A 25,430-nucleotide genomic window follows, 5' to 3' on the forward strand; every position below is an offset into this window, starting at 1 on the left:
CTGCGGCCGGTATCGGGTCAGAACTGATACATGATGCCGGTTTCGACAATGTCGTCGGCGCCGGCGCCGACGGCGTTCTGCCGTTGCAGCAGGTTGAGCTTGTACTCCACGTAGGTCGACATATTGGCGTTGAAGCTGTAGTTCAGCGCCAGATCCAGGTATTTGACCAGATCGGCGTCGCCGATGCCGGGCAGGTTACGGCCGCGCGTTTGCAGGTAGGCTACCGAGGGCGTGACGCCGGAATCGAAGTGATACTGCGCGACCGCCTCGACGGCGTCCGCGCGGGGGGCGAAGCCGGCGTAGCGATCGCCGTCGACGTAGGTCATGTTCTCGGTGCGCGCGTAGCTGGCCGCCAGGTAGAGGTTGTCCTGGTCGTATTTCAGCCCCAGGGTCCAGGCCCGGGCGCGATCGCCGTCAGCCAGGCCGAAGCGCTGTTGCGCCAGCGTGCGCGCAGAGTTGGCGTAGGCGCCGCCAACGTTGAGCCCCACGCCGGTGTCGTAGGTGGCGGAAAAGGCGTAGCCATCGCCGTTTTGCGTCTGAATATCCTTCGCCCGCAGAGCGTCGTCCCCCCGATTCTTCCCCTGATATTGCAGGCCGAGATCCAGGCCGTCGACCAGGCCGCCCAGGCTGCGGTTGTGGTAGGTCAGCAGGCCGTTGGCGCGGCCGGTCATAAAGTTGTCGGCCGCTTCGTAGCTGTCGTTGCCGAATTCAGGCAGCACGTCCGTCCAGCCGGCCACGTCATACAGCAGGCCGTAGTTGCGGCCGTAGTCCAGGCTGCCCCAGCGGCCGAACGTCAGCCCGGCGAAGCCCAGCCGGGTATAGCTATTGCCCGGCCCGGCGCTTTCCGGCTGATCGAGCCCCGCCTGATATTCCCATTGGCCATACCCTGTCAGCCCGTCGGCGATCTGCGTCTCGCCTTTGAAACCGAAGCGGGTGTAGGAGCGATCGCCGTTATTGTCGGCATCGCTGCTGAAGTAATGCACCCCGTTCAGTTGGCCGTACAGATCCAGTTTATTGCCGTCTTTGTTGACGATTTCTGCCCCGGCGGCGGCCGCCGGCAGCAGGATGACCAGCGCCATCAGTAAGCTTTTATGTTTCATTTCACTACCCTGAGTTAACGAAAATGCGGCCTTATCCGGCCGGTTGTGCTTGCGCGATTTTTTTGTATAGGCAGCTGCGGATCCGATCGGTGAGGTGCCGCAGGCTTTCCCGGTTGCGCGCCGCACGCGGGATATTGACGCTGAATTCGTCATCGATCCGTTTGCTGGTCGCGTCCAGGATCAGCACCCGATCGGACATCAGCACCGCCTCTTCGACGTCGTGGGTCACCATCACCATGGCGCGCGTGCGCAGCCGGTTGTCTCCCCACAGCGCCAGCAGATCGCTGCGCAGTTTTTGCGCGGTAAAGATATCGAGGGCGGAGAAGGGCTCGTCCAGCAGCAAGACATCGGGCTCTACCGCCAACGCCCGGGCGAAGCCCACGCGCTGGCGCATGCCGCCCGAGAGCTCGCGCGGCCAGGCGTGCTCATAGCCGCTCAGCCCCACCAGGCGCAGCAGCGCCCCCAGCCGCTCGGCGATCGTCTGCGGCGGCAGCCGTTGCGCCAGCAGCCCGAAGGCGATGTTGTCGTACACCGTTAGCCAGGGATAGAGCGCGTAGGACTGAAACACCATGCCGGCGTTGGCGCTCGGGCCATTGATCGGTTTGCCCGCCAGGGTGAGCGTGCCGCTGTCCGGCGGGATCAGCCCGGCCAGCATGCGCAGCAGCGTGGACTTACCCGAACCGGATTGCCCCAGAATGGTGACGAACTCGCCGGCGTGCACGGTCAGCGACACGTCGCGCAGCACGGGGGTGGGGCGCTTGTTTTCGCCGATAAACGTCTTGTTCAGCCGGCGGGCGCTGATAATTACCTCTTGAGTCAGCATGTTGTTCCCCCTTGATCAGTCATATTTGAATTTGGTTTCCGCGATGCGATACAGCGGTTGCCAGACGAAGATGATGCACAGCGCCACCAGCGCACACATGGCGGCGCAGCCCAGCGCAGACTCCGGGTTCTTACCGGCGTCGGTGACGACGGAAATGAACGCACCCAGCCCGGTGGCGCTGAGGGTGGTGCTGCCCCACTGGATCACTTCGGCGGCGATGGCGCTGTTCCAGGCGCCGCCGGCGGCGGAGATGATGCCGGTCACGATGTAGGGGAAAATTGCCGGCAGCATGTAGTAGCGCCACCAGCGGAAACGGCGCAGCCCGAAGGTTTCGCTGACCTCGGTGATCTGCGTCGGAATGGCGGAAACGCCGGCGATCACGTTGAACAACACGTACCACTGGGTGCCCAGCATGATCATCGGGATGGCCCACCAGCCGAGATCCTGATGATAAATGGCGATAAAGGCGGCGATCAGCGGGTAGAAAATGTTGGGCGGAATGGCCGCCAGGATCTGGATGATCGGCTGGAAGATCTTCACCAGCCGTGGATTCAGGCCGATCCACACCCCCAGCGGCGTGAAGATCGCCACGCTGAGCAGCATGGCCGCAGCCACGCGCGCGGTGGTAAGCAGCATCCACTCCGGCAGCATGGCGAAGTACTGTTTGGGGAAGTATTCCCACAGCCGGTAACCGAACCAGACGCAGGCCAGCACCACGCCGAGATACCACAGGCTGCGCCACAGCCAGTTCCCCTTGGCGGCGAGCCTGAACAGGCGGTGCAGGCCGAGGGCGTACCACAGCCGCGGCAGCTTGAACAGCCACAGGTCAGCCAGCGCGCGCAGCGTGCGGCCGAGCGCCGCGCCGACGTGCGAGAAGGCCAGGCTGTTGTAAAACCACGGATTGCCGAGCGGGCGATTGGCGGTGACGTCTTCGTATTTGAAGCGGGCGGTGTAACGCACCAGCGGGCGGAAAACCAGCTGATCGAGCAGCACGATGTTGGCGGCCAGCGCGACGATCGCATACAGGATCGCCGGCACGTTCTGCTGCGCCAGCGCTTCGGCGATATAGGAGCCGACGCCGGGCAGTTCGACCGAGCGATCGCCGACCGGAATGGCTTCGGAGGCCACCAGGGCGAACCAGGCGGCGGATTGCGACACCATGGCGTTCCACAGCAGGCCCGGCACCGAATAGATGAATTCCAGCCGCCAGAAGCGTTGCCACGGGTTGTAATTGAAGCTGCGGGCGGCTTCATCCAGCTCCTTGGGCACGATGCGCAGCGTCTGATACAGCGTCAGCATCATGTTCCAGGCCTGGCCGGTAAACACCGCGAAGATGGCGGTGCACTCCAGCCCCATCACGCTGTGCGGGTAGAGGTTGAGAAAGTACACGGTCGTGAAGGTCAGGAACCCCACCAGCGGCACCGACTCCATAAAGTTGACGAAGGGCAGGATCACCCGGCGCAGCGGCGCATAGCGCGCGGCCAGCACGGCGAACACCACAGAAAACAGCAGCGACCAGGCCATGCCGAGGAGAAAACGCATGCTGGTTCTGAGCGAATAATAAAGCAGGTTCCAGGCATCGAGACTAATGGCAGAGACGTTTTGTTCATTGAAGTCGCCGTGCATGTCGCCCCACGCGCGAATAAAAAAGGCAATGAAGAAAACGCCGATGGCGATAACGATAAAGTCATTTAAATAAGACTTTCTGAAAATAGATGTACCCCGGTTATTTTGCATAACGCAATACCTTATTTTTCCCATAAGAAATCCGTCGCCGCTCGGGTAATAGGCCCGGCGACACCAGATAAATACCGCTGTAGCGGTTGAGACAGACGTTGTTTTCGCAGCGGGGCGATGGGCGGGCAGGCAGAGCGGGAAAGGCCGTCAGAAGGAGAGCGGTTGCCGCATTCCGTATCTTTCAGAATGCAACGTGGATGGCATTACTGAAAGGTGCCCAATAGCATTAGCATAAAACTAAAACTTTCATCGCCCATAGGGCCCTCCTCGGTTTAAATATGGCACGGAGAGGGTAATGTGTTTTGCTGATAAAAAGCAATTGGCGGCGTAGGGTTTTTACGGTTGATATGTAACAGGATGAATATTTATTTTTTAATCGCTATATTCAGAAAATGAAATAACCTATTTTGATGGCGGTAAATACGGTGAAAATAAATCACGGCGAAATAAAGCGGCGCGCCCGAAGGGGGCGCACCGCCGTAAATTAATAAACCTGCCTGCCGTTGATGCCGGCGGGGAAAATGCCGGTGGCGAACAGATGCCCGTTGGCCTGGATCTGATCGTCGGGCAGCATCTCCAGCGGGAATTCGCCCGCCAGGCAGCTGAGAAAGGCGTTGCGATCGTCGGTGGTGGTAAAACCGATCAAATCGTAGAACAGCAGCGACGCGATCAACTGGCGATGTTCCGGGATGCGCCGCAGCAGCGCCGCCGACGGAAACGGCAGGTGGAAGAAGAACGCGCAGGCGTTCAGCAGCCCCTGTTCCTTCAGCGCCTGCGCGCAGGGCAGCAGCTGGTAGTCGTCGATGCAGACGATGTCGCCCGGACACAGGTGCTCGCAGGCGATATCGGCAAACCGGCGGTTCAGCTGCCGGTAGGCGCGGTAGTTTTCCGGCGTGAAGTGCGCTTTCTCCGGCTGGTTGTGGAACACCGGCCACAGGCCGTCGTGGTAGTAGCCCTGATAGTGGCGGCGGAACTCTTCGATCGACAACGGGAAGGTCACCTGATCATAACCGGCACGTTGGCGGCAACTGATCGGGCGCTGCGCGAAATTCTGCACGTCGCCGTTCCAGCCGAGCCACAGCCCCGGTTCGGCGTCGGCCGCCAGCGTCTGGCCGGCGCAGGCCAGATCCTTGCCGTCGCACTGCTTGTTGGAAATCAGCACCAAACGAGACATGAGGGTCTCCTTATCAGTGAAGGGCACGCAGGGCGTGCGCCGAACCATCGGCGCGCCAGGGCGCTTGCAGAGCGGGCAGCGTGACGCGCAGGCCGCGCAAAGCCGGGTGCGCCAGGCAGCAGCGCGTCAGCCAGCTTCCCAGCCCGACGCCGCGGTACTCGGCGCTGACGAACAGTTCGCTCACCGAGGCGAAGGTGGCGTAGTCGGTCACCATGCGGGCGAAACCGAGCAGGTGGCGCTTGCGGTATAGCCCGAAGCACAGGCCGTGGTGTACCAGGCGCTCCGCCGCCGCCCGATCCTGCAGGCTGAGGAAACGCTGGATCGCGTCGATATCCAACAACTGCCGATCGGTGCTGATATGAAAAACGCCTTTGCGCCAGCAGAGCAGCGGCTGCACGGACGCCCGTTGCGGTTGCATGTTCATGATTATCCTTAGGTTAACGAATCGGAGGTCGGTTACAGCATCCAGCCGAGTTCGGCGGCGGTGACCTGTTCCTCGAAGCGGCGCAGCTCGGCGCTTTTGCAGGTGTGCCACAGGGTACAGAACGCCGGGCCGAGCAGCTCACGCAGCGGATCGCTGTGGCGGAACAGCGCCAGCGCCTCCTGCTGGCCGAGCGGCAAGGGCGCGGCGTTATCGCTCTCGCAGCCGTTGGCGGCGGGCGGCAGCGGTAGCGGGTGTTCCAGCCCGTGCAACAGGCCGCCGAGCATCACCGCCAGCGCCAGATAAGGGTTGGCGTCGGCGCCGGCCAGGCGGTATTCGATACGCTGGTTGGCGCTGTCGGCGCAGGGCAGGCGCAGCGCCACCGTGCGGTTGTTGTGGCCCCAGGAGGCGCGCAGCGGCACGTGCATGCCGGGGCGGAAGCGGCGAAACGCGTTGATGTTGGGCGCCAGGATCGCCATCGATGCCGGCATCAGCGCCAGCATGCCCGCCATCGCCTGCTGCATGTTATCGCTCAGTTCGCCCGGCGCGCCGGTCAGCAGGTTCTCGCCGTGCTCGTCCTGCAAGCTGATATGGAAATGTAGCCCGCTGCCGGCAGCGTGGGCGCAGGGCTTGGCCATAAAGCAGGCGTGCTGGTGATGCTGCTCGGCAATCTGCCGCGTCAGGCGTTTCAGCGCCATGATCTGGTCGCAGGCTTCCAGCACGCGCCGGCTGTGATGCAGGTTCAGCTCGTACTGGCCGGAAGCGGCTTCGGCCACCACGCCGGTCAGCGGCAGGCTTTGCAGCCGCGCGTGCCGTTCGATGTCGCTCAGCAGCGCATGGTGGCGCTCGGGCGCATCCACCGCGAAGCTCTGCGTTGGGCAGGTTTCCGCCTCGGCGGGATGCTGCGGATCCTGCAGGTAGAACTCCAGTTCGGCCGCCACCACCGGGAAGCAGTTGCGCTCGTGCAGGCGCTTCAGCACCCGTTGCAGCACCACGCGCGGCTCCAGCTCGCAGGCGCCGCCGTCGGCGTTTTGCATCGTCAGCAGCAGCTGGGCGTGGCGTTCGGGATCGCGCGCGCAGGGGCGCAGCGTGCCGGGCACCGGCAGGCACAGCCGATCCGGCTCGCCCGCCCGTTGCCCCAGCCCGCTTTCTTCAATCACCCGGCCGTGCAGATCCAGGGCGTAGATCGACAGCGGGAAGTAGCAGCCTTTTTCCAGCCCAAAGGCTTCGGCGATCGGCAGGCGCTTGCCGCGCAGCTGGCCGTTCAGATCGTGCAGATAAATATCCAACTGTTCGGTATCCGGATAGCGCTGCAGGTAGTGTTCCAGCTCTTTGCGGAAGGTGCGCGTCGGCGATGCGGGCAGCTCCGCCAGCAGAGGATTGAAGCCGATGATATTAGCATGCATGGCGCGCTCCAGAACGAAGACCGGTCACGGCCAGAGGCAGGGATAAACGCATGAGACAACTCTCTTGTGAGGCCATAGCGGCGATGTGAAAAGGGTATCTGCGGCGGCAAAAACTGTCTGTAAAAACGCCGTAACGTTAACGGGGCGCGGAATAAAAATGCCGTAAAGAGCGCGGCGGGTTGGCCGGGTCGGTACGGTCTATACTGGCGAGATGGGCCGTAGAAGGAGAGGTAACGATGAAGAGAATAGGGCTGCTTATCGCCGCGCTGGCCGCGTTCCACGCCACCGCGTCTTCCCCACAGGCGTGGGCCGAGAGCGAGCGGGCGATGCGCGCCGCCTGCCTGAAAGCCAGCGGGCTAAAAAACGCCAGGGTGGAAGGGGCGATCGTTCACTACGGTGATGACGTCGGCTATTCGGCGCTGTTTATCGGTGGGCGCTACCCGCAGCCGTTTATGAAAAACCAGCCGGGCAGGGAGCTGTGCTTATATCAGCGCGCCACGCAGAAGGCGGCGGTGCAGGCGGTGGAGGGGGATTAGACCGACTTCAGGAGATAGTTCAGGAGACACATGATGATTAAGAGTGCTCCTTGTAACATTAATAATCTGAAATCATTACGGATCCAATTTTTTAACCTTGGTGATGAAGCTGCTCGAACGAAATCGTAGGTTTTGGGACTTAGCCAAACGTTGCGAGTCAGTTTTAATTTCCGGTTGTTCAAAATCCAACGAAACCACTGGGCTTTTAGTGAAACACCGATGAAGTTAAGGTTGTCCGCTATCACGACAAAAAGTGGAACAGGGTGTTTACTCACCACATAGTGTTGATAAAAGAGATCAAACTCTTTTTTATGAAGTCGATAGTAAATAAATTGGATAATAGCGATAAGAAGGAAAAGAAAGAATAGTAATACCACTAAGAGTTTTATCTCTTTTATGTAAGACTCAATATAATTGATCATTTTTATACGCTGATTTTGATGAGATAAATAAAAATACAGCCCACGGTGGTAATAATGGCTTCTACGAGCAAAAGTATAAAGTCCATCGCCAGCCACTTCTGTAGCTCAGGAGAGGCGGTTTTTTGCACGAAATCGTAGGTTTTCGCATCGAGCCAAACTTGATCCCTTATTTTTATTTTTTTCCTTTTCAGAATCCAAAGAAACCACTGTGCTTTCAATGAGGTTCCAAGCATGCCGAGGCTATCGGCAAAGGCGACGTAGGGCGGAATAAAATGTCCGCTGCCAGCGTAACGTTGATAGAAAGCATCAAACTCTTTTTTATGGCGACGGTAACCAATGAACTGGATGAAGGCGCTTAAAACCAGCAATATCAAACACGATATGACGATAAATTTCATCATTCACCTACCACTAACGTCGTCAAATAATCGGAACCCATGCCACCCAGTGTGGATCCTGCTGCGCCGCCTATAGCGGCTCCAGCGATACCACAAACGATCGCACCTGTTCCTGCTGTTGCTGCACCTAACACAATTGAACAGGCTGCAATCGCAAGACCTGCACCTGCATTCCCTACCCAAATCCCCGCCGAAGTACTTGCCGCAAAATGACTGTATCCCTTCACCGCGATCTTGGCGCACTCTTGTTCGCGGCCGGTGGTGCAGGCGTTGTAGACGTCGTTGGTGGTATTCAGCCCACTCAATCCGATGCCGATCCAGCCGCCGGCTTTCATAAACTTGGCCGCCCGGCTGGCGCTGTCGACGTAGTTCGAATAACCCTTGATGGCGCCGACGCCGGCGGTGCTCCATTCATGCACCAGCGATTTACTGGAGAGCCCTAGCGCGTGTTTGATTTGCGCATACTCTTTCATATTGAGTTGAGCACGAGTAAGGCGATTCAGTAACGGTTTTAATGTACCGAACAGCCGCGCTCGTTCCACCTGAAACTGGGTGCCAATCAACGCGCCACTCGTGCGGAACTGATTTTGGTAGGTTTTTTCAATCTCGACCAGGATATTTTTGATCTGGCTGAAGTAGCGTTCTCCGGCATCCGAAGCCAGCCCGACGACCGTTTCCCCATAGCTGGTGAAGGCGGCGATAGCGGCGTAATTGCGGTGCAAGAAGGTGGAGAAATCGCTGTCACCGGCTTTCACCGCTTTGCTGGTGCGGCTCTTGGCCTGCATCAGGGCGGCGATCTGCGTAGATTGGTTATGATTGCGCGGATCGGCGACGATCAGCATTTGCCCCGGTTGAACCAGCGGCGTATCGGCATTGAGCTGCATAAAAAAGCGTGCCGCTTCCGATGGCTTGCCACCGAACAGATAGTTGGCGTGGAAGGCGAGCGGGCCGGTTTGTTGGGCGATGCAATAGCCCGGTGCGATGCTGCTGGATTTCTGTTCCATGTCGAAAAGCCTCCTTATTTTTAGGAAACTTAACATTTTCTACAGGGTGGTAACAGGTTCTGGCTCACGCTCTCGATCGGAGAATCATCTGAAAATGCTGGTGCCGCCTTACCCGCCACTCCCCGCCATTTCCCGTTCGATCACCGTCGCCAGCGCCTGCGCAGCGGAAGAGAGTTGGTGCTGTGCCAGGCGGATCAGGCCCACGCGCCGTTCGATGATCGGGCCGATCAGCGGCACGCAGACCGCCCCCAGCTCATCCATCTGTCGCTCGCACAGCGCAGGCACCGCGCTGGCGCCGAGGCCGTTGGCCACCATGCGCCCGACCGTCACCAGCTGGTGGCTCTCAAACGCCACCTCCAGCGTTCGACCGCTGCGGGCCAGCTCCTGCTCCAGCATCAGCCGCACCGCCGATGGCCGCTGCAGGGTGATGAAATCCAGCGTCAGCAGCTCCTTCCAGCTCACCTGCGCCTTGCGCGCCAGCGCCGAATCCTTCGGCACCACCGCCAGAAAGCGATCGCGGCACAGCGGGGTGAAGTGCAGGGTGTCGCTCGGCTCCGGCTCGAAGGCGATGCCCATCTCTACCCGCCCTTCGCGGATCATTTCAAACACCTGTTCGTTGATGACGTCATGCACCGCCACGTTGATGCCGGCATAGCGATCGCGAAACGCCTTGAGGATCGGCGGCAGCGGGTTGCCGGCGAACGACGGCATGGCGGCGATCGCCACCTTGCCCATCTGCAGGGTGAAGCGCTGACGCATCGCCTCTTCCGCGTTGTCCCAATCCGCCAGCAGCTGGCGCGCCATCGGGAAGAAGGTTTCCCCCTCCGGCGTCAGCGTCACCCGGCGGGTGGTGCGCAGCAGCAGCGGCCCGCCCAGCGCGTCTTCCAGCCCACGGATCGCCAGGCTGAGCGCCGGCTGAGAAATATTCAGCCGCTCGCTGGCCTGGGCGAAATTCAGAGTGTGAGCTACCGCTAAAAACGCACGTAACTGTTTGATGCTCATTTTCATTTTGGTTGGCGTTAACTCTTTGTTAATTGTCGGTTAACGAGTGATTGATAAAAATTCTAAATGAATGCGGCATAAAAACAAAATTAACAAATCATTTTTGTGACCTGAAGATGCCCTCACGTAAGCCAGGGCATTTCGCCCTGCGCCGCAACATGCAGGGGCAACGATATGGCAGGGCTCGACAAACGCGTCGGCAGCTACCAGGAAGCGCTGGCAGGCCTGACGGACAACATGACGGTGCTGGCGGGCGGCTTTGGCCTGTGCGGCATCCCGGAGAATCTGATCGAAGAGATCCGCCGGCGCGGCGTGCGCGGGTTGACGGTGGTTTCCAACAACTGCGGCGTCGACGGGTTCGGCCTCGGGCGGCTGCTGGAAACCCATCAGATCCGCAAGGTGGTGGGATCTTACGTCGGTGAAAACGCGCTGTTCGAGCAGCAGGCGCTCAGCGGCGAGCTGGAGGTGGATCTCACGCCGCAGGGCACGCTGGCGGAGAAGATCCGCGCCGGCGGCGCCGGTATCCCGGCGTTCTTCACCGCCACCGGTTACGGCACGCCGATCGCCGAAGGCAAAGAGGTACGCGAGTTCAACGGCCGCCCCTACATCATGGAAACCGCTATCACCGGCGATTTCGCCATCGTGAAAGGCTGGAAGGCCGATCACTTCGGCAACGTCATCTACCGCCACACCGCGCAGAACTTCAATCCGCTGATGGCGACCGCCGGGCGCATCACGGTGGTGGAAGTGGAAGAGATCGTGGCGCCGGGCGAGCTGGATCCGGCGGCGATCCACACCCCCGGCATCTATGTCGATCGGTTGATCCAGGGCACCTTCGAGAAGCGTATCGAACAACGCACCCTGCGGGCATAAGGAGAATTCGCATGCTTACCCGTGAACAAATGGCGCAGCGCGTGGCGCAAGAGCTGAGGGACGGTTACTACGTCAACCTGGGCATCGGCATTCCGACGCTGGTGGCCAACTACGTGCCGGCGGGCATGGACGTGATGCTGCAGTCGGAAAACGGCCTGCTGGGGATGGGCGAGTTCCCGACCGAGCAGCAGCTGGACGCCGACATGATCAACGCCGGCAAGCAGACGGTCACCGCGCGCCTCGGCGCGTCGATCTTCGATTCGGCGCAGTCGTTCGCCATGATCCGCGGCGGCCACGTCGATCTGACCGTGCTGGGGGCGTTTGAAGTGGACGTCGAGGGCAACATCGCCTCGTGGATGATCCCCGGCAAGATGGTCAAGGGCATGGGCGGCGCGATGGATCTGGTGGCGGGGGCGGAGAACATCATCGTGGTGATGACCCACGCCTCGAAGGGCGGCGAGTCCAAGCTGCTGCCGCGCTGCACGCTGCCGCTGACCGGGGCCAACTGCATCCGCAAAGTATTGACCGATCTGGCCTATCTGGAAATAGAAGACGGCGCCTTCGTGCTGCGCGAACGCGCGCCCGGCGTCAGCGTGGCGGAGATTGTCGCCAAAACCGCCGGCCGGCTGATCGTGCCGGAGCAAGTGCCGGAAATGCGTTTCTGAAACGGGAGGTGAATGTGCAACAACGTGAAGTGGTGATCGTGGCGGCGACGCGCACGCCGGTCGGCAGTTTTCACGGCGCGCTGGCGCCGCTGACGGCGGTGGAACTGGGCACGGCGGCGGTGCAGGGGCTGCTGGCGCAAAGCGGCGTGCCGCCGCAGCAGATCGATGAAGTGGTCCTCGGCCAGGTGCTGACCGCTGGCTGCGGACAGAATCCGGCGCGCCAGACCGCGCTGAACGCCGGGCTGCCCGTGACGACCCCGGCGCTGACCATCAACAAAGTGTGCGGCTCCGGTTTGAAGGCGGTGCATCTGGCGGTGCAGGCGATCCGCAGCGGTGACGCCGATGCGGTGATCGCCGGCGGCCAGGAGAGCATGAGCCGGTCGCCTTACCTGATGACTGGCGCGCGCGCCGGCCTGCGCCTCGGTCACGCGCAGATGATGGACAGCGTGATCCACGATGGCCTGTGGGACGCGTTCAACGACTACCACATGGGCATCACCGCCGAGAACCTGGCGGAGAAATACGCCATCAGCAGAGAAGAACAAGACAGGTTCGCGCTGCGCTCGCAGCAGAAGGCGCAGGCGGCGCAGCAGGCCGGGCGTTTCGCGCAGGAGATCACGCCGGTGACGGTGCCGCAGCCGAAGGGCGAAGCGCTGCGGGTAGAGCGCGACGAACAGCCGCGCGACACCAGCCTGGAGGCGCTGGCGCGGCTGCGCCCGGCGTTTCGCAAAGAGGGCACGGTGACCGCCGGCAACGCCTCGTCGCTCAACGACGGCGCCGCCGTGGTGCTGCTGATGAGCGCGGAAAAAGCCGCAGCGCTGCGTTTGCCGGTGCTGGCGCGCATCGCCGGTTACGCCTCGTCGGGCGTCGATCCGGCGATCATGGGCATCGGCCCGGCGCCGGCCGCACGCCGCTGCCTGGAGAAAGCCGGCTGGCGGCTGGAGGACGTCGATCTGATCGAAGCCAACGAAGCCTTCGCCGCGCAGGCGCTGGCGGTGGGCAAAGAACTGGGCTGGGAGGCAGAGCGGGTCAACGTCAATGGTGGGGCGATCGCGCTGGGGCATCCGATCGGCGCGTCCGGCTGCCGCATTTTGGTGTCGCTGCTGTACGAAATGCAGCGCCGCGAGGTGAACAAGGGGCTGGCGATGCTGTGCATCGGCGGCGGGCAGGGCGTGGCGCTGGCGGTAGAGCGCCCGTAAACAACCGAGGAGGGCACCATGCAGTCATCTGACTATGCGGTACTGGGCGCCGGGCTGATGGGGGTGGGTATCGCCACCCACTTTATCCGCCACGGCCATGAGGTGCTGCTGTATGACCCGGATCCGCAGCGCCTGGCGGAAGCGCCGGCGGTAGCGAGCGGCATTCTGGCCGAGCTGAGCGACGTCGGGCAGTTTGATCGCGGTGAGCGCGACGCGGCGCTGGCGCGCCTGCGCGTGACCGGCGATCTGAATGACGTGGCGCGCGTCCGGCTGCTTATCGAGGCGATCCCGGAACGGCTCGAGCTGAAGCACGCGCTGTATGAGCAGTTGGAAGGGCTGATCGCCGACGACGCGGTGATTGCCAGCAACACCAGCGGCCTGCCGCCGGACGAGTTGGCGGCGCGCATGACCCATCCGCAGCGCCTGCTGATCGCCCACTTCTGGCACCCGCCGCACCTGATCCCGCTGGTGGAGATCGTGCCCGGCCGCGCCACCGATCCGCGCCATCTGGCGGCGGTGCAGGCGCTGCTCGGCGGGATGGCGCTGGAGGCGGTGCTGCTGGAGCGCGCCGCGCCGGGGTTTGTCGGCAACCGGCTGCAGTTTGCGGTGCTGCGCGAGGCGCTGCACATCGTCCACAGCGGCATCGCCAGCGCCGAGGTGGTGGATCAGGTGATGCGCGCCTCGCTGGGGCGGCGCTACGCCATGGTCGGCCCGCTGGAGGCCGCCGACATGACCGGGTTGGCGACGGTGGCGGACATCGCTCGCCACCTGTTCCCGGAACTGGCGACCGGCGACGAGATGATGGCGCTGGTGGAACAGCGGCTGCAGCGCGGCGATACCGGTCAGCGCAGCGGCCGGGGATTTTATCTTTGGGATGAAGCCCGCAGGGAACGCATTCAACGGCGACGGGCGCATCAGCTGCGCTTTGCGCTGAAACCGTAATTTCGCACGCCGTACCTGACAATAACAACGATAGCGAGGTGTCCGATGAGCGTTTTGATTGCCCTGGCAGCACTGGGATTACTGATGCTGGCCGCCTATCGCGGCTACAGCGTGATTTTGTTCGCCCCGATCGCCGCGCTGGGCGCGGTGCTGTTGACCGATCCCGGCGCGGTGGCGCCGACCTTCACCGGGCTGTTTATGGAGAAGATGGTCGGCTTCGTGAAGCTCTACTTCCCGGTGTTCCTGCTGGGGGCGGTGTTCGGCAAGCTGATCGAGCTGTCCGGCTTCTCCCGTTCGATCGTCGCGGCGGCGATCCGCATTCTCGGCCGGCGTCACGCCATTCCGGTGATCGTGCTGGTGTGCGCGCTGCTGACCTACGGCGGGGTGTCGCTGTTCGTGGTGGCGTTCGCGGTCTATCCGTTCGCCGCCGAGCTGTTCCGCCAGAGCGGCATCCCCAAGCGGCTGATCCCGGCCACCGTAGCGCTCGGCGCCTTCTCCTTCACCATGGACGCCTTGCCCGGCACGCCGCAGATCCAAAACATCATCCCGACCAGTTTCTTCGGCACCAATGCCTGGGCTGCGCCCTGGCTGGGGCTGATCGGCTCGCTGTTCATCATCGCGGTCGGTTTGCTGTATCTTGAACGCCAGCGGCGCAAGGCGCAGCTGAAGGGGGAGGGTTACGGTACCGATCTGCTGAACGAGCCGGAAACCCCGGACGACATCAACCTGCCGAACCCGCTGATCGCCATCCTGCCGCTGATTTTGGTCGGGGTATTCAACCTTGGCTTCACCCATTGGATCCCGCAGTGGTACGGCGCCAGCCATGAGCTGACGCTGCCGGGGCTGGCCAAGCCGATCACCACCGATGTGGCGAAGATCACCGCCATCTGGGCGGTGGAAGCGGCGCTGGTGTCGGGTATTCTGCTGGTGGTGGTGTTCGGCTTTCGCAATATTCGCGGCCGGCTGGCGGAAGGCAGCAAGACGGCGGTCGGCGGCGCAATTCTGGCGGCGATGAACACCGCCTCCGAATACGGCTTCGGCGCGGTGATCGCCGCGCTGCCGGGCTTTTTGGTGCTGTCGCAGGCGCTGTCGGCAATCCCCAACCCGCTGCTGAACGAAGCGATCAGCGTCACCCTGCTGGCCGGTATCACCGGTTCGGCCTCCGGCGGCATGAGCATCGCGCTGGCGGCGATGTCCGACAGCTTTATCGCCGCCGCCCATGCGGCACACATTCCGCTGGAGGTGCTGCACCGGGTGGCCTCGATGGCCAGCGGAGGCATGGACACCTTGCCGCACAACGGCGCGGTGATCACCCTGCTGGCGATCACCGGCCTTAGCCACCGGCAGGCCTATGGCGGCATCTTCGCCATCACCCTGATCAAGAGCGCCGCGGTGCTGTTCGTGATCGGCGTGTTCTACCTGACCGGCATTGTTTAAAGGAGCGATACCATGAGTGTACAAGGCAAAACCGCGCTGGTGACCGGCTCGACCAGCGGCATCGGCCTCGGGATAGCATCCGTGTTGGCCGCCGCCGGCGCACGCGTGATCCTCAACGGCTTCGGTGACGTGGAGCAGGCGCAAGCGCAGGTCGCGCAGCTGGGCGCCGTGCCGGGATATCACGGCGCCGATCTCGGCGATGCGGGCCAGATAGCGGACATGATGCACTATGCCGAACGCGAGTTCGGCGGCGTGGACATTCTGGTGAACAACGCCGGCATTCAGCACGTGGCGCCGTTGGATCAGTTCCCGGTGGAGAAATGGAACGCCATCCTCGCCATCAACCTGTCGGCGGTGTTCCACACCTGCCGATTGGCGCTGCCGGGGATGCGCGAGCGCAACTGGGGGCGCATCATCAACGTGGCGTCGGTGCACGGGCTGGTGGCGTCGAAAGACAAGTCGGCCTATGTGGCGGCCAAGCACGGCGTGGTGGGGCTGACCAAGACGCTGGCGCTGGAGACCGCGCGCACGCCCGTCACCTGCAACGCCATCTGCCCCGGCTGGGTGCTGACGCCGCTGGTGCAGCAGCAGATCGACAAACGTATCGCCGCCGGTACCGATCCGCAGCAGGCGCGCGATGAGCTGTTGGCGGAGAAGCAGCCTTCGCAAGCGTTCGTCACGCCTGAGCAGCTCGGCGAGCTGGCGCTGTTCCTGTGCAGTGATGCGGCGGCGCAGGTGCGCGGCGCCGCCTGGAACATGGACGGCGGCTGGCTGGCGCAGTAGTGAATTCTCTCTCCCGGAGCGCGCAACGCGCTCCGTCGTTATTTCCCGCCTTTAGTTAATTCCCCTGCGTGACGGTTTACCTGCGGCAATAATATTTATTTGTTATTTGCTATCTTTATTCCCGGATAATCACGCCGGGTTATTTTGGATAAAAGATGCGGATTGGTTTATTTCGTGCTGCGGTTATTACATTGTTTTTCTTCGCGTTACAGATGAACACGTTTATGCTGAAAATAAAACCAACCTGGAATAATGGCAGATTATGACGTGAATTTTTATATCTTGCGTGCGCTGTTTACATCGGGTAATTATTTCCGCGTGGCTTAAGACCACCGTGTTTATAACAATAATTTTTTCGGGCAGGGGTAATAATGAGAAAAAATACAACGCCAATATTCATTGGCGGCGTCTTGCTGTCGGCGTTATCCGCCGGCGCACAGGCCGAGATCACCATTCTGGATAAAAACCCGCAGAGTAATGTGTTGCTGGCGCCGCTCAGTTTAAAGGTGGGCGGCAGCATTCGCCCCGAGTGGATCTTCAATAACGGCCCGGAGCCGGGCTATGACAAAAACGGCCACGACGGCGGCACGCGTTTTCGCTTCAGCGGCGACTATGCGCTGACGCAGGACACCTCGATCATCGGCTATTACGAGTGGGGCGTGGATCTTGCGCACGCGCTCAGCTGGGACGGGCACTATAACGAAGACGGCAAGCGCGACTATCAGCGCCAGCTGTACGCCGGTTTCAAGGACGATCGTTACGGCACCCTGACCTACGGCCACCAATACGGCATCTATTATTCCGTGGTCGGCATCAAAAGCGACGTCTGGGATAACGATGGCCATGCGGGCGGCACCGGCATCGGCATTTCCGGCGACTACGACGGCGGCAATAAACCGAAAAACAGCATCAAGTACACCAATGATTTCGGGCCGGTGACGCTGTACGCCAACTATTTATTGCCGGAAGACGATCTGCACACTGCGGATAACCTGATTTACCGCCGCAAGGGCGGAGGTGGGTTGGGCTTCGATTACAAGGTGACGAAAGACTTCACCTTCAGCGCGGCCTACAGTTATACCGATGCGAAGATCAAAGACAATCTGTACAGCGAAAAGGATTATCACCAGCAGCTGTCCGGCACCGCGTTGACCTGGCAGCCGAACAACTGGTACATCGTCGGCACCGCCAGCTATTACAAAGACTATGTGCCGAGCACCCGCCAGCGCACACTGTCGCACTTCTTCGCCGGTGACGGCTACGGGCTGGAAGGCTTTGTCGGTTACACCTTCAATATCGACAAGCCGTTCCTCAAATCGATCCAGCCTTACGTGGCGGCGGACTCGCTGCGGCTGAAGGGTGACGAGGCGTATCACGCCAACCACGTTTACCTTGGCGCGGGCACCACCATTGGTTACGGTCTGTCGGTGTATGTGGAGCGCACGCTGGCCAACAGCAGCGACAACGAGCCGGACTCCACCTGGATTACGGTGTTCTACGACTTCTGATCCGCCTCTTGCCAGGCCGGCATACGCCGGCCGTTCACATGCTGATCGCGCCGCCCAGGGGCTGCCCGGAGGCGTTGCGCTCCGCCAGATAACGCGCCGGCGGTTTGCCCACCGCCTTTCTGAACATGGTGACGAAGCCGCTGGCGCTTTCGTAGCCCAGATCCAGCGCCACCGTCTGTACGCTCTCGCCCTGCGTCAAGCGCTGTAGCGCCAGCATCACGTGCAGCTGGCGCCGCCAGTGGCCGAAGCTCATGCCCATCTGCTGTTGCAAGGTGCGGCTGAGGGAGCGCTCGCTCATGCCGATGCGCTGCGCCCACTGCCCGAGGGTGGATTTGTCCGCTGGGCAGCTCAGCATGCCTTCGGTCAACTGCCGGATGCGCGCGTCGTCTGATACTGGCAGGTGCAGATTCTCGATCGGCGCGGCCACCAGCTGATCCAGCAGTACCGCCGTCAGGCGCCCTTCGGCGCCCTGTTCGTCGTAGAGCGGTTCGAAGGTGCTGGCCTGCAGCAGCAGCTCGCGCAGCAGCGGCGAGACCGACAGCGTGCAGCAACTCTGCGGCAAGCCGGCGACGACGTGTTGATCGACGAACAGGCAGTAAGCCTCGGTCGAGCCGGCGCCCTGGGCGTTGTGCAACACGTTGCCCGGCATCCACAGCGCGCACTGCGGTGGCACCAGCCACAGGCCGTTTTCCACTTCGCAGCGGATCATGCCGCGCACGGTATAGATCAGCTGCGCCTTTTGATGACGGTGCGGCTCGACTTCCCAGTCCTGTTCGATAGTGGAACTCTGTACGGCGAACAGCGGGCGCGGCACCTGATCGATATCGAGATTGCGGCGAGGGATCTGTACTTTCATGAGAACAATTCTCAATTTGGCGGAATTGAAAAGTATTATGTCCTGATTGCGCAATGTGGTCTAGCGTCGGTGCCGATAAAGTAAGCGCCAGTCCTAAAACCCTTTCGCGAGGAAACTGATTATGTCACTCGATACCGCCACTTTTCCGCTGGTGTGGATGCGCCGAAACGGGCGCGATACCCAGGCCGAGCTGGCTGAATTCAGCGCGCTGTTGGCGCGCGCCGAACCCTTTGTCTTGATGACCGACCGCAGCGTCGGCGATGAAGGTGAAGAGCACGATCGCGATGCCCGCACCCTGGTGGCGCTGTGGAAACGCGATAACCGCGAGGCGCTGAAGCAGTGGGTGAAAGGCATGATCATGCTGGAGCCGGACGACGCCAAACGCGCGGCGGCGGAAGAATTCGCCGAATACGGCGCCAAATTCTGGGGTTATCCGATACTGGTGGCCACCGATGAAGCCACAGGCCGGATGCTGGCGCAGACATTACTGAGCAAATAAGGGGAATACCATGCACCAGCAACAGGTGATTGAACAGCTGCTGGCCTGGATCGAACAGAGCCTGGATCAGCCGCTGACGCTGGACGACATTGCCGCCAAGTCCGGTTACTCCAAGTGGCATTTGCAGCGGATATTCAAGCAGCATACCGGCCATATTCTCGGCACTTACGCGCGCCGCAGAAGGCTGACCGCCGCCGCGCGCGAACTGCGCCTGACCGGCACCAGCGTGGCCTGCATCGCCGATACTTACCAGTTCGATTCACAGCAGACCTTCACCCGCTGCTTCCGCAAGCAATTCGGTTTGCCGCCGGCCAGCTATCGCCGCAGCCAGGATTGGTCGAGCTATGGCCTGCAGCCGCCGCTGCGGCTGACCGAAGCGCCGTTGCCGCAGGCCGACATCGTGACGCTGCCCGCCATGCAGCTGGTGGGCAACACCCAGCGCCGCAGCTTCACGCTGGGGCAGTTGGCGGACTCCAAGTGCGAGCTGCGCCGCCATGCCTGGCGGCAACTGCTGCGGCCGCAGGCGCTGCCGGAGGTGGTGTACGGCCTCACCAGCCTGGAGGTCGACAGGCAACGCCGGGGCTGCCCGCGTATGGCGTATACCGCCGCTTTGCCGGACGAAGGGGCGATGGGGGAGCGGGTGACTATCGAACAGGGAGAGTATGCCCGTTTCACCTATCAGGGGCAGGCGGAAGGGTTACAAAACTTTATTGTCCGATTGTATGACACTGCCATGCCGCAGATGAACGCCATCCGCCGGCCGGGGCAGGATATCGAGCGTTTCTACCCGGCGCAGGAGGGCTGTTGCCCGCTCGGCGGCGCGGCGATCCGCTGTGAATATCTGATCCCCATTCGGCGGGTGGAAGCGTTGGCCGCCGCCAGTTAGGCGGCGGTTCTCGCAAAAAATCGCCTTCGTGGCGCGTCAGGTTACAAAAAATTGCGATATTACATCGGTAATGGTTCACACTTTGATTGATGTGCACATATAATGCGCATCCGGTCAAACCCCCCTGGCTTTTCAGGCCGCAGCGCCGTTGGCTGTCGGCTGAAATTCAACGGGGTAAAGTGGCCGTAGAAACCGATATCCCTAATCGCCAGTGGCCTTGACCAACACGAAGATGAAAATGAGCATTCGCGCGTTATTAACCCTGTTTACGGCACTGGTTGCTTTCAGCCAGGCTGCCTTCGCCGTCGTTTACCCGTTGCCGCCAAAAGACAGCCGTTTGGTGGGCGAGAATATCCAAATCACCGTACCGGAAGACAGCAAGCTGCCGCTGGAGAGCTTTGCCGCCCAGTATCAGATGGGGCTGAGCAACATGCTGGAGGCCAACCCGGGCGTGGATCCGTTCCTGCCGAAGGCCGGCAGCACCCTGACCATCCCGCAGCAGCTGATCCTGCCGGACGCGCCGCGTGAAGGCATCATCATCAACAGCGCCGAAATGCGTCTGTACTACTACCCGAAAGGTTCCAACACCGTGGTGGTGCTGCCGATCGGCATCGGCCAGCTGGGTAAAGACACCCCGCTGAACTGGACCACCACCGTGCAGCGCAAGAAAGACGGCCCAACCTGGACGCCGACCGCCAAAATGCGCGCCGAATACGCGGCTGACGGCGAAATCCTGCCTGCGGTGTTCCCGGCCGGCCCGGACAACCCGATGGGGCTGTATGCGCTGTATGTTGGCCGCCTGTATGCCATCCACGGCACCAACGCCAACTTCGGCATCGGCCTGCGCGTGAGCCACGGCTGCGTGCGTCTGCGCGCCGACGACATCAAGTACCTGTTCGAAAACGTGCCGGTCGGCACCCGCGTGCAGTTCATCAATGAACCGATGAAAGCCACCGTCGAACCGGACGGCTCGCGCTATGTGGAAGTGCACAACCCGCTGTCGGCCAACGAAGAGCAGCTGCAATCGAAAGATCCGGTGCCGCTGACCATTTCCGCGCCAGTCGGCAAAGTGCTGATGGACGCCGGTGTTAACCAGAGCGAAGTGGACGCGGCGATCAAGGCCCGTTCCGGTATGCCGGTGAAAGTGAACTGAAAGCCTTCCGGCCTCAGTGAAAATGCCAAGAAGACGCCTGCGGGCGTCTTTTTTTATGCTTGTAAAACATGTTGTTGCGTGTGCGTTCGCAATGATGCCCTCAGCATTGCACAGAAAGAAGTCATGATGCGCGCCATCATGCAAATCGGGTTTCCCATGGTGGCCATCATCGACGTTTGAGGTGATGCTGGCGAGAAGGAATGCTCTGGAAAAGTGTTTCACTCAGTGCTATGTTTCATGGGGAAGTCATTGCAATGCGTACATTTAAAACTCGTTGGTTTAGCAAGAAGGCTCAGGCGCACGGCATTACCGATAAGGCATTATGTCGGGCGGTACACGATGTACAACGGGGTTTGGCTGTGGATTTAGGCGGTGGTGTATTTAAAAAACGTCTTAATCACAATCGGGACCGTGCGTTGGTATTAGCGAAAAACGGTCGGCATTGGGTGTATGTTTTTTTGTTTGCCAAGCAGGTCCAGGCCAATATCTCTGGGGCGGAATTGCAAGCTTTTCGCAAGTTGGCGGTGCATTTTGGCGCGTTGAGCGACGAAATGCTCCAATCCTTGGTCGTAAAGAACGAATGGATGGAGATTTGCCATGAAGAAGGAAAAAACGTTTCGGAGTCCGGCCTTTGAGGCGATTCACAGCGCGGCTGAAGGATTGCATCGTACTGGCGCCATTTCTCTGGAAACCCTACGCAGTTTCGACGAGTCTTGCCTTGCTCCGGTCGAGATGTTACAGCCCCAAGAGATCAAAGCCTTGCGTGAGCAGCTATGTTTAAGCCAACCGGTTTTTGCCCGTTATCTGAATACCAGCGTATCGACCATACAGAAGTGGGAGACGGGGGTGAAACGGCCCGGCGGCGTGTCGCTTAAGCTGCTTTCGATCGTACGTAAGCACGGGCTTGAGGTCTTGTTGTAGTGACCGTTTGGGCTGTCACTATTCTCACATTATCCTCTCTGGCCTTGGCTCTCTGAAATGCCCGCATTGCAATTATTCCAATAAAAACTATCGCTAATTAATAAGTTATATCTTCTCCCTTATCGCCTGCCATTGAAAAAATTCTCGCAAAAAAAACACGCTGTGAAAATAAGATCACACAAGCGTAACAAAAGGTAAACATACCCCTCCTATATTGGCTGCTTCGCTTTTGGGAGGGAGTGTCATGCGTAACTGGAACGAACCGAAAAAGAACAAAGCGCACATCGAACTGATCCCGATGATCGACGTGATGATGTTTTTATTGGTGTTTTTCGTCTTGATTAGCCTGAACGTCATTCCGGCGCTCGGGCTGAAAACGCAGCTGCCGTCCGCCGGCAGTGCGCAGCAGCTGAAACCGCAGAAGAAAGCGATCATCACGCTGGGGGCCGACGAACAGCTGCAGCTGGATGGCCAGCCGATCGCGCTCGGCGCGTTGGTCACTACGCTCAAGCAACAGCAGCAGGCCAACCAGACCACCACCATTATTGTTAACAGCGACAAGGGTGTGGCGGTCGAGCGGCTGGTGGCGGTCATGGACAACCTGCGCCAGGGCGGTTTCTTCTCCGTCTCCATCGCGACACGGAAGCTGTGACATGTATCTGCTCTATCGCTCACGTCATCTTTTCAGCTGGTTGCCGGCGCTGATTGTCGCCGGTTGCCTGCTGTTCGCCAGCCAGCAGGCGGCGCTGAAGATCCAGCCGCGCTACGACGAAACCGCCATCGAACTGGCGCTGGTGGAGCCTGAATCGGCGCCTGAACCTCAACCGGAAACGCCGCCGGAACCCCAGCCCGAACCGCCGCCGCCCGAGCCGGAGCCGATCCCCGAACCGGTGGTGCCGGCGCCGGAACCGATCGTGGAAGCCAAGCCGGTGCCGAAACCGCAGCCGAAGCCGAAACCCAAACCGGTAAAAGAGAAAGCCAAACCGGTAGAGAAACCTAAACCGACGCCGGCGCCCGCCGCGCCGCGCGCGCTGGTCAGCAAACCGGCGGCACAGCCCGCGCCTGCCGCCCCCGCGGCGCCGAAGGTGAACGCTCAGGCGATTGAAAACGGCTATCTGCTGGCCTTGCGCCGCGAGCTGGAACAGCGCAAGCGCTACCCAAGCGGGCGTCAGGCCTCGCTCGAGCGCCCGCAGGGCAACGTCGAAGTGTGGCTGGAGGTCGATCGCAGCGGGCGGGTGCTCTCTTCCGGCATCGCCAACAAAGCCGCCAGCATGCTGCTGAACCGCGCGGCGATGGGCAGCTTGCAAAGCATCAGTTCAGTAAAGCCGTTCCCGAGCGAGGCATTCGCCGGGCAAACAACCAAAAGATTTACCGCGACGTTCAATTATCAGGCGCCTTAGCGCAAGGGTTAATCGTTTGATTTTTATGGGATGCACACAATGAAATCGTTTAATCGTTCTGGGATCTATCTGGCGGTGATGTCGGCGATGCTGCCGGGCGCCGCGCTGGCGGCCGACGCCACCGATGTCGGCACCATCAGCGTCAAGGGGCAGTCGCTCGGCGGCGGCATGATGGTGCAGGATGACAGCGCCAAGGCGCGTTCTACCGTCACCAAAGAGGCGATGGATAAAATGCCGTCGGCGGCCAACGCCATCGACAAGCTGAAATACACGCCGGGCCTGAACGTCAACAGCAACGACGCCAGCGGCCTGAGCGGCGTGGACTACACCATGCGCGGCATGAACTCGGATCAGATCGGCCTGTCGATGGACGGCATTCCGATCAACGACTCCGGCAACTACGCGGTATACCCGAACCTGCTGGGCGATGCGGAAAACCTGGAGGAGGTGTTCGTCACCCAAGGGTCTTCCGAAGCGGACGGCCCGCACATCGGCTCCAGCGGCGGCAACATCGGCCTGGTGACGCGCCGCCCGGCGAAAGACTTCGGCGGTTTCGTCAAGCAAACGCTGGGCAGCAACAGCCTGAGCAAAACCTTTGCCCGCCTGGAGACCGGCGAGTACAACGGCTTCAGCAACTGGCTCTCCTATTCGCACACCGAAGCGAAGAAGTGGCGCGGCGAGGGGCGACTGTATTCCGACAAGTTCGAGATGAACTCGCTGTACGAAGACGGCAACGGCAACAGCAGCAACCTGGTGATGAAGTACAACCGCCAGAACAACACCAACTACAACACTCTGAGCAAGGCGCAGTTCCAAAACGACGGCCGTGACACCGACTACGTCACCACACCGGAGTACAACAGCAAAGGGCAGTTGAACAAGTACTACAAGATTGAACGCAACCCGTTCGAAACCTTCACGCTGTCGTTCACCCAGAAGCTGCAGCTGCGCGATAACCTGTCGCTGACTCTGCAACCGTATTACTACTGGGGCAACGGCGGCAGCTTCAACGGCCAGACGGCCTCGGTGCTGTCCAGCACGTCGGACAAGGCCGGGCAGTATGACCTCAGCAACCTGCAGTCCAACACCTATTACCGCCCGTCGTGGACCCAAACCTGGCGGCCGGGCATCACCACCAAGCTGAAGTGGGACATCAACGATCAGCACAGCCTGGACATCGGTTACTGGTACGAGCGCGCGCGCCAGCTGCAGACCCAACCGTTCATCAGCATCAAAGATGATGGCAATCCGGCGCAAATCTCGGGCAAACCGGGCGGATCCGATCAGGTGAAGGACGCCAACGGCAATACGGTGCAGGGGCGCAACCAGTACACCATCACCCCGGCGCAGAAGGTGTGGCTGCAGGACACCTGGTTCGCCACGCCGGACTGGACCTTCGTCGGCGGCCTGGCCTATCAGTACGTGGAGCGCAAAGGGGACAACCGCGGCAGCCTGTACAACGTGCCGGAGAAGCGCAAAGCCACCTATCACGAATTCCTGCCGAACTTCAGCGCCAGCTATAAGGTGAACCAGGAAAACCAGGTGTTCTACAACCTGACGCGCAACATGCGCACGCCGCCAAACTACGTGCTGTACAACGTCGGCGACTCGCTCAGCACCAAGCCGGAACTCAGCTGGAACCACGAACTGGGCTGGCGTTTCCAGCAAGAGGACATGCTGCTGAGCGCCACGCTGTTCTACATGCGCTACAGCGATCGCCAGATCTCCACCACCAACTCGGCCGGCGATTACGAGATGATGAACATCGGCAATGTGGAGAACAAAGGGCTGGAGCTGGAGTGGAGCGGCCAACTGCCGCATAACTTCAACTACTACACCTCATATACCTATACCCAATCGAAGCAGAAGAGCGACATCGTCAGCAACGGCGGGCAGCCGCTGCCGACCTCCGGCAAAGAAGTGCCGAACGTGCCGAAAAACCTGCTGAACATGACGTTGGGTTATGACGACGGGCTGTATTACGGCAGCGTCAGCGGCAAGTACGTCAGTGCGTTCTACGGCGATCTGACCAACGACGAGAAGATCGGCGGCCGCACGGTGTTCGATCTGGCGGCGGGGGTGCATCTGCCCGTGGACAAGAAAATCGTCAAAAGCGCCGCGCTGCGCTTTGGCATCAGCAACCTGTTTGACAAGGAATACCTGACCTCGGTGCGCACCACCACCTTCAACGCGGCGCCGTACGGCGGCGTGAAGGCCAGCACGCCGTATTACAACGTCGGCGAAGAACGCACCTTCAGCGTCTCGCTGGAAGCCACCTTTTAACT

General features: G+C 60.8%; 26 protein-coding genes. 16 read left to right on the plus strand and 10 right to left on the minus strand.

What is annotated here, in order from left to right:
* Positions 1-17: 17 nt before the first annotated feature.
* From ACJ8IL_RS20810 to ACJ8IL_RS20835, 6 genes are all read right to left on the minus strand, one after another.
* On the minus strand, positions 18-1,100 hold the full coding sequence (locus tag ACJ8IL_RS20810; RefSeq protein ID WP_442516805.1) for a porin: 1,083 nt from the start codon (positions 1,098-1,100) through the stop codon (positions 18-20).
* A gap of 31 nt (positions 1,101-1,131) precedes the next feature.
* Positions 1,132-1,923 (minus strand): ABC transporter ATP-binding protein, encoded by a 792-nt coding sequence (locus ACJ8IL_RS20815; protein ID WP_193402583.1) that lies wholly within the window; start codon positions 1,921-1,923, stop codon positions 1,132-1,134.
* Positions 1,924-1,938: 15 nt separating this feature from the next.
* Positions 1,939-3,660 carry an ABC transporter permease gene (locus ACJ8IL_RS20820; protein WP_238476084.1) on the minus strand — a complete coding sequence of 574 codons (1,722 nt, stop codon included), beginning with the start codon at positions 3,658-3,660 and terminating at the stop codon, positions 1,939-1,941.
* 484 nt (positions 3,661-4,144) lie between these two features.
* Positions 4,145-4,834 (minus strand): trehalose-6-phosphate synthase, encoded by a 690-nt coding sequence (locus ACJ8IL_RS20825; RefSeq protein ID WP_049207774.1) that lies wholly within the window; start codon positions 4,832-4,834, stop codon positions 4,145-4,147.
* A gap of 13 nt (positions 4,835-4,847) precedes the next feature.
* Positions 4,848-5,258 carry a GNAT family N-acetyltransferase gene (locus ACJ8IL_RS20830; protein ID WP_043136244.1) on the minus strand — a complete coding sequence of 137 codons (411 nt, stop codon included), beginning with the start codon at positions 5,256-5,258 and terminating at the stop codon, positions 4,848-4,850.
* A 32-nt stretch (positions 5,259-5,290) separates the two neighbouring features.
* Complete coding sequence (locus ACJ8IL_RS20835) at positions 5,291-6,661, minus strand: glutamine synthetase family protein (RefSeq protein WP_334274024.1); 1,371 nt, start codon at positions 6,659-6,661, stop codon at positions 5,291-5,293.
* A 236-nt stretch (positions 6,662-6,897) separates the two neighbouring features.
* On the opposite strand from ACJ8IL_RS20835, the gene ACJ8IL_RS20840 reads away from it, so the two are divergent.
* Positions 6,898-7,197: a hypothetical protein gene (locus ACJ8IL_RS20840; RefSeq protein ID WP_163966142.1), complete on the plus strand. Its 300-nt coding sequence runs from the start codon at positions 6,898-6,900 to the stop codon at positions 7,195-7,197.
* A gap of 424 nt (positions 7,198-7,621) precedes the next feature.
* On the opposite strand, the gene ACJ8IL_RS20845 is transcribed toward ACJ8IL_RS20840, so the two are convergent.
* The 3 genes from ACJ8IL_RS20845 to ACJ8IL_RS20855 all read right to left on the minus strand — a co-directional run bounded on the left by ACJ8IL_RS20845 (position 7,622) and on the right by ACJ8IL_RS20855 (position 10,029).
* Positions 7,622-8,017, minus strand: a complete 396-nt coding sequence (locus ACJ8IL_RS20845; protein WP_025305147.1) for a hypothetical protein — start codon at positions 8,015-8,017, stop codon at positions 7,622-7,624.
* Positions 8,017-9,021, minus strand: coding sequence for a hypothetical protein (locus ACJ8IL_RS20850; protein ID WP_442516806.1), 1,005 nt, complete (start codon positions 9,019-9,021; stop codon positions 8,017-8,019). Before ACJ8IL_RS20850 ends, ACJ8IL_RS20845 begins: the two co-directional genes overlap by 1 nt.
* Before the next feature lie 108 nt (positions 9,022-9,129).
* Complete coding sequence (locus ACJ8IL_RS20855; RefSeq protein WP_197781089.1) at positions 9,130-10,029, minus strand: LysR family transcriptional regulator; 900 nt, start codon at positions 10,027-10,029, stop codon at positions 9,130-9,132.
* 168 nt (positions 10,030-10,197) lie between these two features.
* Here ACJ8IL_RS20855 and ACJ8IL_RS20860 point away from each other — a divergent pair, with 168 nt between their 5' ends.
* The 7 genes from ACJ8IL_RS20860 to ACJ8IL_RS20890 all read left to right on the plus strand — a co-directional run bounded on the left by ACJ8IL_RS20860 (position 10,198) and on the right by ACJ8IL_RS20890 (position 17,430).
* On the plus strand, positions 10,198-10,896 hold the full coding sequence (locus tag ACJ8IL_RS20860; RefSeq protein WP_004933280.1) for a CoA transferase subunit A: 699 nt from the start codon (positions 10,198-10,200) through the stop codon (positions 10,894-10,896).
* An 11-nt stretch (positions 10,897-10,907) separates the two neighbouring features.
* Entirely contained in the window at positions 10,908-11,561 is a 654-nt protein-coding gene (locus ACJ8IL_RS20865; protein WP_019453268.1) for a CoA transferase subunit B, read from the plus strand.
* 14 nt (positions 11,562-11,575) lie between these two features.
* Positions 11,576-12,760, plus strand: coding sequence for an acetyl-CoA C-acetyltransferase (locus ACJ8IL_RS20870; protein ID WP_442516807.1), 1,185 nt, complete (start codon positions 11,576-11,578; stop codon positions 12,758-12,760).
* A gap of 18 nt (positions 12,761-12,778) precedes the next feature.
* Positions 12,779-13,702, plus strand: a complete 924-nt coding sequence (locus tag ACJ8IL_RS20875; RefSeq protein ID WP_414104717.1) for a 3-hydroxyacyl-CoA dehydrogenase family protein — start codon at positions 12,779-12,781, stop codon at positions 13,700-13,702.
* Between the two features lie 45 nt (positions 13,703-13,747).
* Complete coding sequence (locus tag ACJ8IL_RS20880) at positions 13,748-15,139, plus strand: GntP family permease (protein ID WP_072626667.1); 1,392 nt, start codon at positions 13,748-13,750, stop codon at positions 15,137-15,139.
* 12 nt (positions 15,140-15,151) lie between these two features.
* Complete coding sequence (locus ACJ8IL_RS20885) at positions 15,152-15,922, plus strand: 3-hydroxybutyrate dehydrogenase (protein ID WP_147823097.1); 771 nt, start codon at positions 15,152-15,154, stop codon at positions 15,920-15,922.
* Between the two features lie 371 nt (positions 15,923-16,293).
* Positions 16,294-17,430, plus strand: a complete 1,137-nt coding sequence (locus ACJ8IL_RS20890) for a porin (RefSeq protein ID WP_025305156.1) — start codon at positions 16,294-16,296, stop codon at positions 17,428-17,430.
* A gap of 34 nt (positions 17,431-17,464) precedes the next feature.
* Here the strand turns inward: ACJ8IL_RS20890 and ACJ8IL_RS20895 are convergent, their stop codons facing one another.
* Entirely contained in the window at positions 17,465-18,286 is an 822-nt protein-coding gene (locus ACJ8IL_RS20895) for an AraC family transcriptional regulator (protein ID WP_060448205.1), read from the minus strand.
* Between the two features lie 121 nt (positions 18,287-18,407).
* On the opposite strand from ACJ8IL_RS20895, the gene ACJ8IL_RS20900 reads away from it, so the two are divergent.
* The 8 genes from ACJ8IL_RS20900 to ACJ8IL_RS20935 all read left to right on the plus strand — a co-directional run bounded on the left by ACJ8IL_RS20900 (position 18,408) and on the right by ACJ8IL_RS20935 (position 25,428).
* Complete coding sequence (locus ACJ8IL_RS20900) at positions 18,408-18,785, plus strand: hypothetical protein (protein ID WP_060434112.1); 378 nt, start codon at positions 18,408-18,410, stop codon at positions 18,783-18,785.
* 10 nt (positions 18,786-18,795) lie between these two features.
* A complete protein-coding gene (locus ACJ8IL_RS20905) occupies positions 18,796-19,671 on the plus strand; it encodes a helix-turn-helix domain-containing protein (RefSeq protein ID WP_025305159.1) in 876 nt (291 codons plus the stop codon).
* A gap of 232 nt (positions 19,672-19,903) precedes the next feature.
* Complete coding sequence (locus tag ACJ8IL_RS20910) at positions 19,904-20,824, plus strand: L,D-transpeptidase family protein (protein ID WP_025305160.1); 921 nt, start codon at positions 19,904-19,906, stop codon at positions 20,822-20,824.
* 254 nt (positions 20,825-21,078) lie between these two features.
* Complete coding sequence (locus tag ACJ8IL_RS20915; RefSeq protein ID WP_033641319.1) at positions 21,079-21,459, plus strand: type II toxin-antitoxin system RelE/ParE family toxin; 381 nt, start codon at positions 21,079-21,081, stop codon at positions 21,457-21,459.
* A complete protein-coding gene (locus ACJ8IL_RS20920) occupies positions 21,422-21,745 on the plus strand; it encodes a helix-turn-helix domain-containing protein (protein ID WP_049207794.1) in 324 nt (107 codons plus the stop codon). The genes ACJ8IL_RS20915 and ACJ8IL_RS20920 overlap by 38 nt, the downstream gene beginning before the upstream one ends.
* Before the next feature lie 244 nt (positions 21,746-21,989).
* Positions 21,990-22,397, plus strand: a complete 408-nt coding sequence (locus ACJ8IL_RS20925; RefSeq protein WP_049207797.1) for an ExbD/TolR family protein — start codon at positions 21,990-21,992, stop codon at positions 22,395-22,397.
* A gap of 1 nt (position 22,398) precedes the next feature.
* Entirely contained in the window at positions 22,399-23,145 is a 747-nt protein-coding gene (locus ACJ8IL_RS20930) for an energy transducer TonB family protein (RefSeq protein WP_261126839.1), read from the plus strand.
* Between the two features lie 39 nt (positions 23,146-23,184).
* Complete coding sequence (locus ACJ8IL_RS20935; protein ID WP_049204587.1) at positions 23,185-25,428, plus strand: TonB-dependent receptor family protein; 2,244 nt, start codon at positions 23,185-23,187, stop codon at positions 25,426-25,428.
* Positions 25,429-25,430 lie beyond the last annotated feature (2 nt).

Source organism: Serratia sp. CY47444 (genome assembly GCF_052168635.1).
GTDB classification, from domain to species: Bacteria; Pseudomonadota; Gammaproteobacteria; order Enterobacterales; family Enterobacteriaceae; genus Serratia; species Serratia bockelmannii.

Coding starts and splice junctions, on each gene's coding strand:
- ACJ8IL_RS20810 (WP_442516805.1), bottom strand. CDS start 1,100: ATGAAACATAAAAGCTTACTGATGGCGCTGGTCATCCTGCTGCCGGCG.
- ACJ8IL_RS20815 (WP_193402583.1), bottom strand. CDS start 1,923: ATGCTGACTCAAGAGGTAATTATCAGCGCCCGCCGGCTGAACAAGACG.
- ACJ8IL_RS20820 (WP_238476084.1), bottom strand. CDS start 3,660: ATGCAAAATAACCGGGGTACATCTATTTTCAGAAAGTCTTATTTAAAT.
- ACJ8IL_RS20825 (WP_049207774.1), bottom strand. CDS start 4,834: ATGTCTCGTTTGGTGCTGATTTCCAACAAGCAGTGCGACGGCAAGGAT.
- ACJ8IL_RS20830 (WP_043136244.1), bottom strand. CDS start 5,258: ATGAACATGCAACCGCAACGGGCGTCCGTGCAGCCGCTGCTCTGCTGG.
- ACJ8IL_RS20835 (WP_334274024.1), bottom strand. CDS start 6,661: ATGCATGCTAATATCATCGGCTTCAATCCTCTGCTGGCGGAGCTGCCC.
- ACJ8IL_RS20840 (WP_163966142.1), top strand. CDS start 6,898: ATGAAGAGAATAGGGCTGCTTATCGCCGCGCTGGCCGCGTTCCACGCC.
- ACJ8IL_RS20845 (WP_025305147.1), bottom strand. CDS start 8,017: ATGAAATTTATCGTCATATCGTGTTTGATATTGCTGGTTTTAAGCGCC.
- ACJ8IL_RS20850 (WP_442516806.1), bottom strand. CDS start 9,021: ATGGAACAGAAATCCAGCAGCATCGCACCGGGCTATTGCATCGCCCAA.
- ACJ8IL_RS20855 (WP_197781089.1), bottom strand. CDS start 10,029: ATGAAAATGAGCATCAAACAGTTACGTGCGTTTTTAGCGGTAGCTCAC.
- ACJ8IL_RS20860 (WP_004933280.1), top strand. CDS start 10,198: ATGGCAGGGCTCGACAAACGCGTCGGCAGCTACCAGGAAGCGCTGGCA.
- ACJ8IL_RS20865 (WP_019453268.1), top strand. CDS start 10,908: ATGCTTACCCGTGAACAAATGGCGCAGCGCGTGGCGCAAGAGCTGAGG.
- ACJ8IL_RS20875 (WP_414104717.1), top strand. CDS start 12,779: ATGCAGTCATCTGACTATGCGGTACTGGGCGCCGGGCTGATGGGGGTG.
- ACJ8IL_RS20880 (WP_072626667.1), top strand. CDS start 13,748: ATGAGCGTTTTGATTGCCCTGGCAGCACTGGGATTACTGATGCTGGCC.
- ACJ8IL_RS20885 (WP_147823097.1), top strand. CDS start 15,152: ATGAGTGTACAAGGCAAAACCGCGCTGGTGACCGGCTCGACCAGCGGC.
- ACJ8IL_RS20890 (WP_025305156.1), top strand. CDS start 16,294: ATGAGAAAAAATACAACGCCAATATTCATTGGCGGCGTCTTGCTGTCG.
- ACJ8IL_RS20895 (WP_060448205.1), bottom strand. CDS start 18,286: ATGAAAGTACAGATCCCTCGCCGCAATCTCGATATCGATCAGGTGCCG.
- ACJ8IL_RS20900 (WP_060434112.1), top strand. CDS start 18,408: ATGTCACTCGATACCGCCACTTTTCCGCTGGTGTGGATGCGCCGAAAC.
- ACJ8IL_RS20905 (WP_025305159.1), top strand. CDS start 18,796: ATGCACCAGCAACAGGTGATTGAACAGCTGCTGGCCTGGATCGAACAG.
- ACJ8IL_RS20910 (WP_025305160.1), top strand. CDS start 19,904: ATGAAAATGAGCATTCGCGCGTTATTAACCCTGTTTACGGCACTGGTT.
- ACJ8IL_RS20915 (WP_033641319.1), top strand. CDS start 21,079: ATGCGTACATTTAAAACTCGTTGGTTTAGCAAGAAGGCTCAGGCGCAC.
- ACJ8IL_RS20920 (WP_049207794.1), top strand. CDS start 21,422: ATGAAGAAGGAAAAAACGTTTCGGAGTCCGGCCTTTGAGGCGATTCAC.
- ACJ8IL_RS20925 (WP_049207797.1), top strand. CDS start 21,990: ATGCGTAACTGGAACGAACCGAAAAAGAACAAAGCGCACATCGAACTG.
- ACJ8IL_RS20930 (WP_261126839.1), top strand. CDS start 22,399: ATGTATCTGCTCTATCGCTCACGTCATCTTTTCAGCTGGTTGCCGGCG.
- ACJ8IL_RS20935 (WP_049204587.1), top strand. CDS start 23,185: ATGAAATCGTTTAATCGTTCTGGGATCTATCTGGCGGTGATGTCGGCG.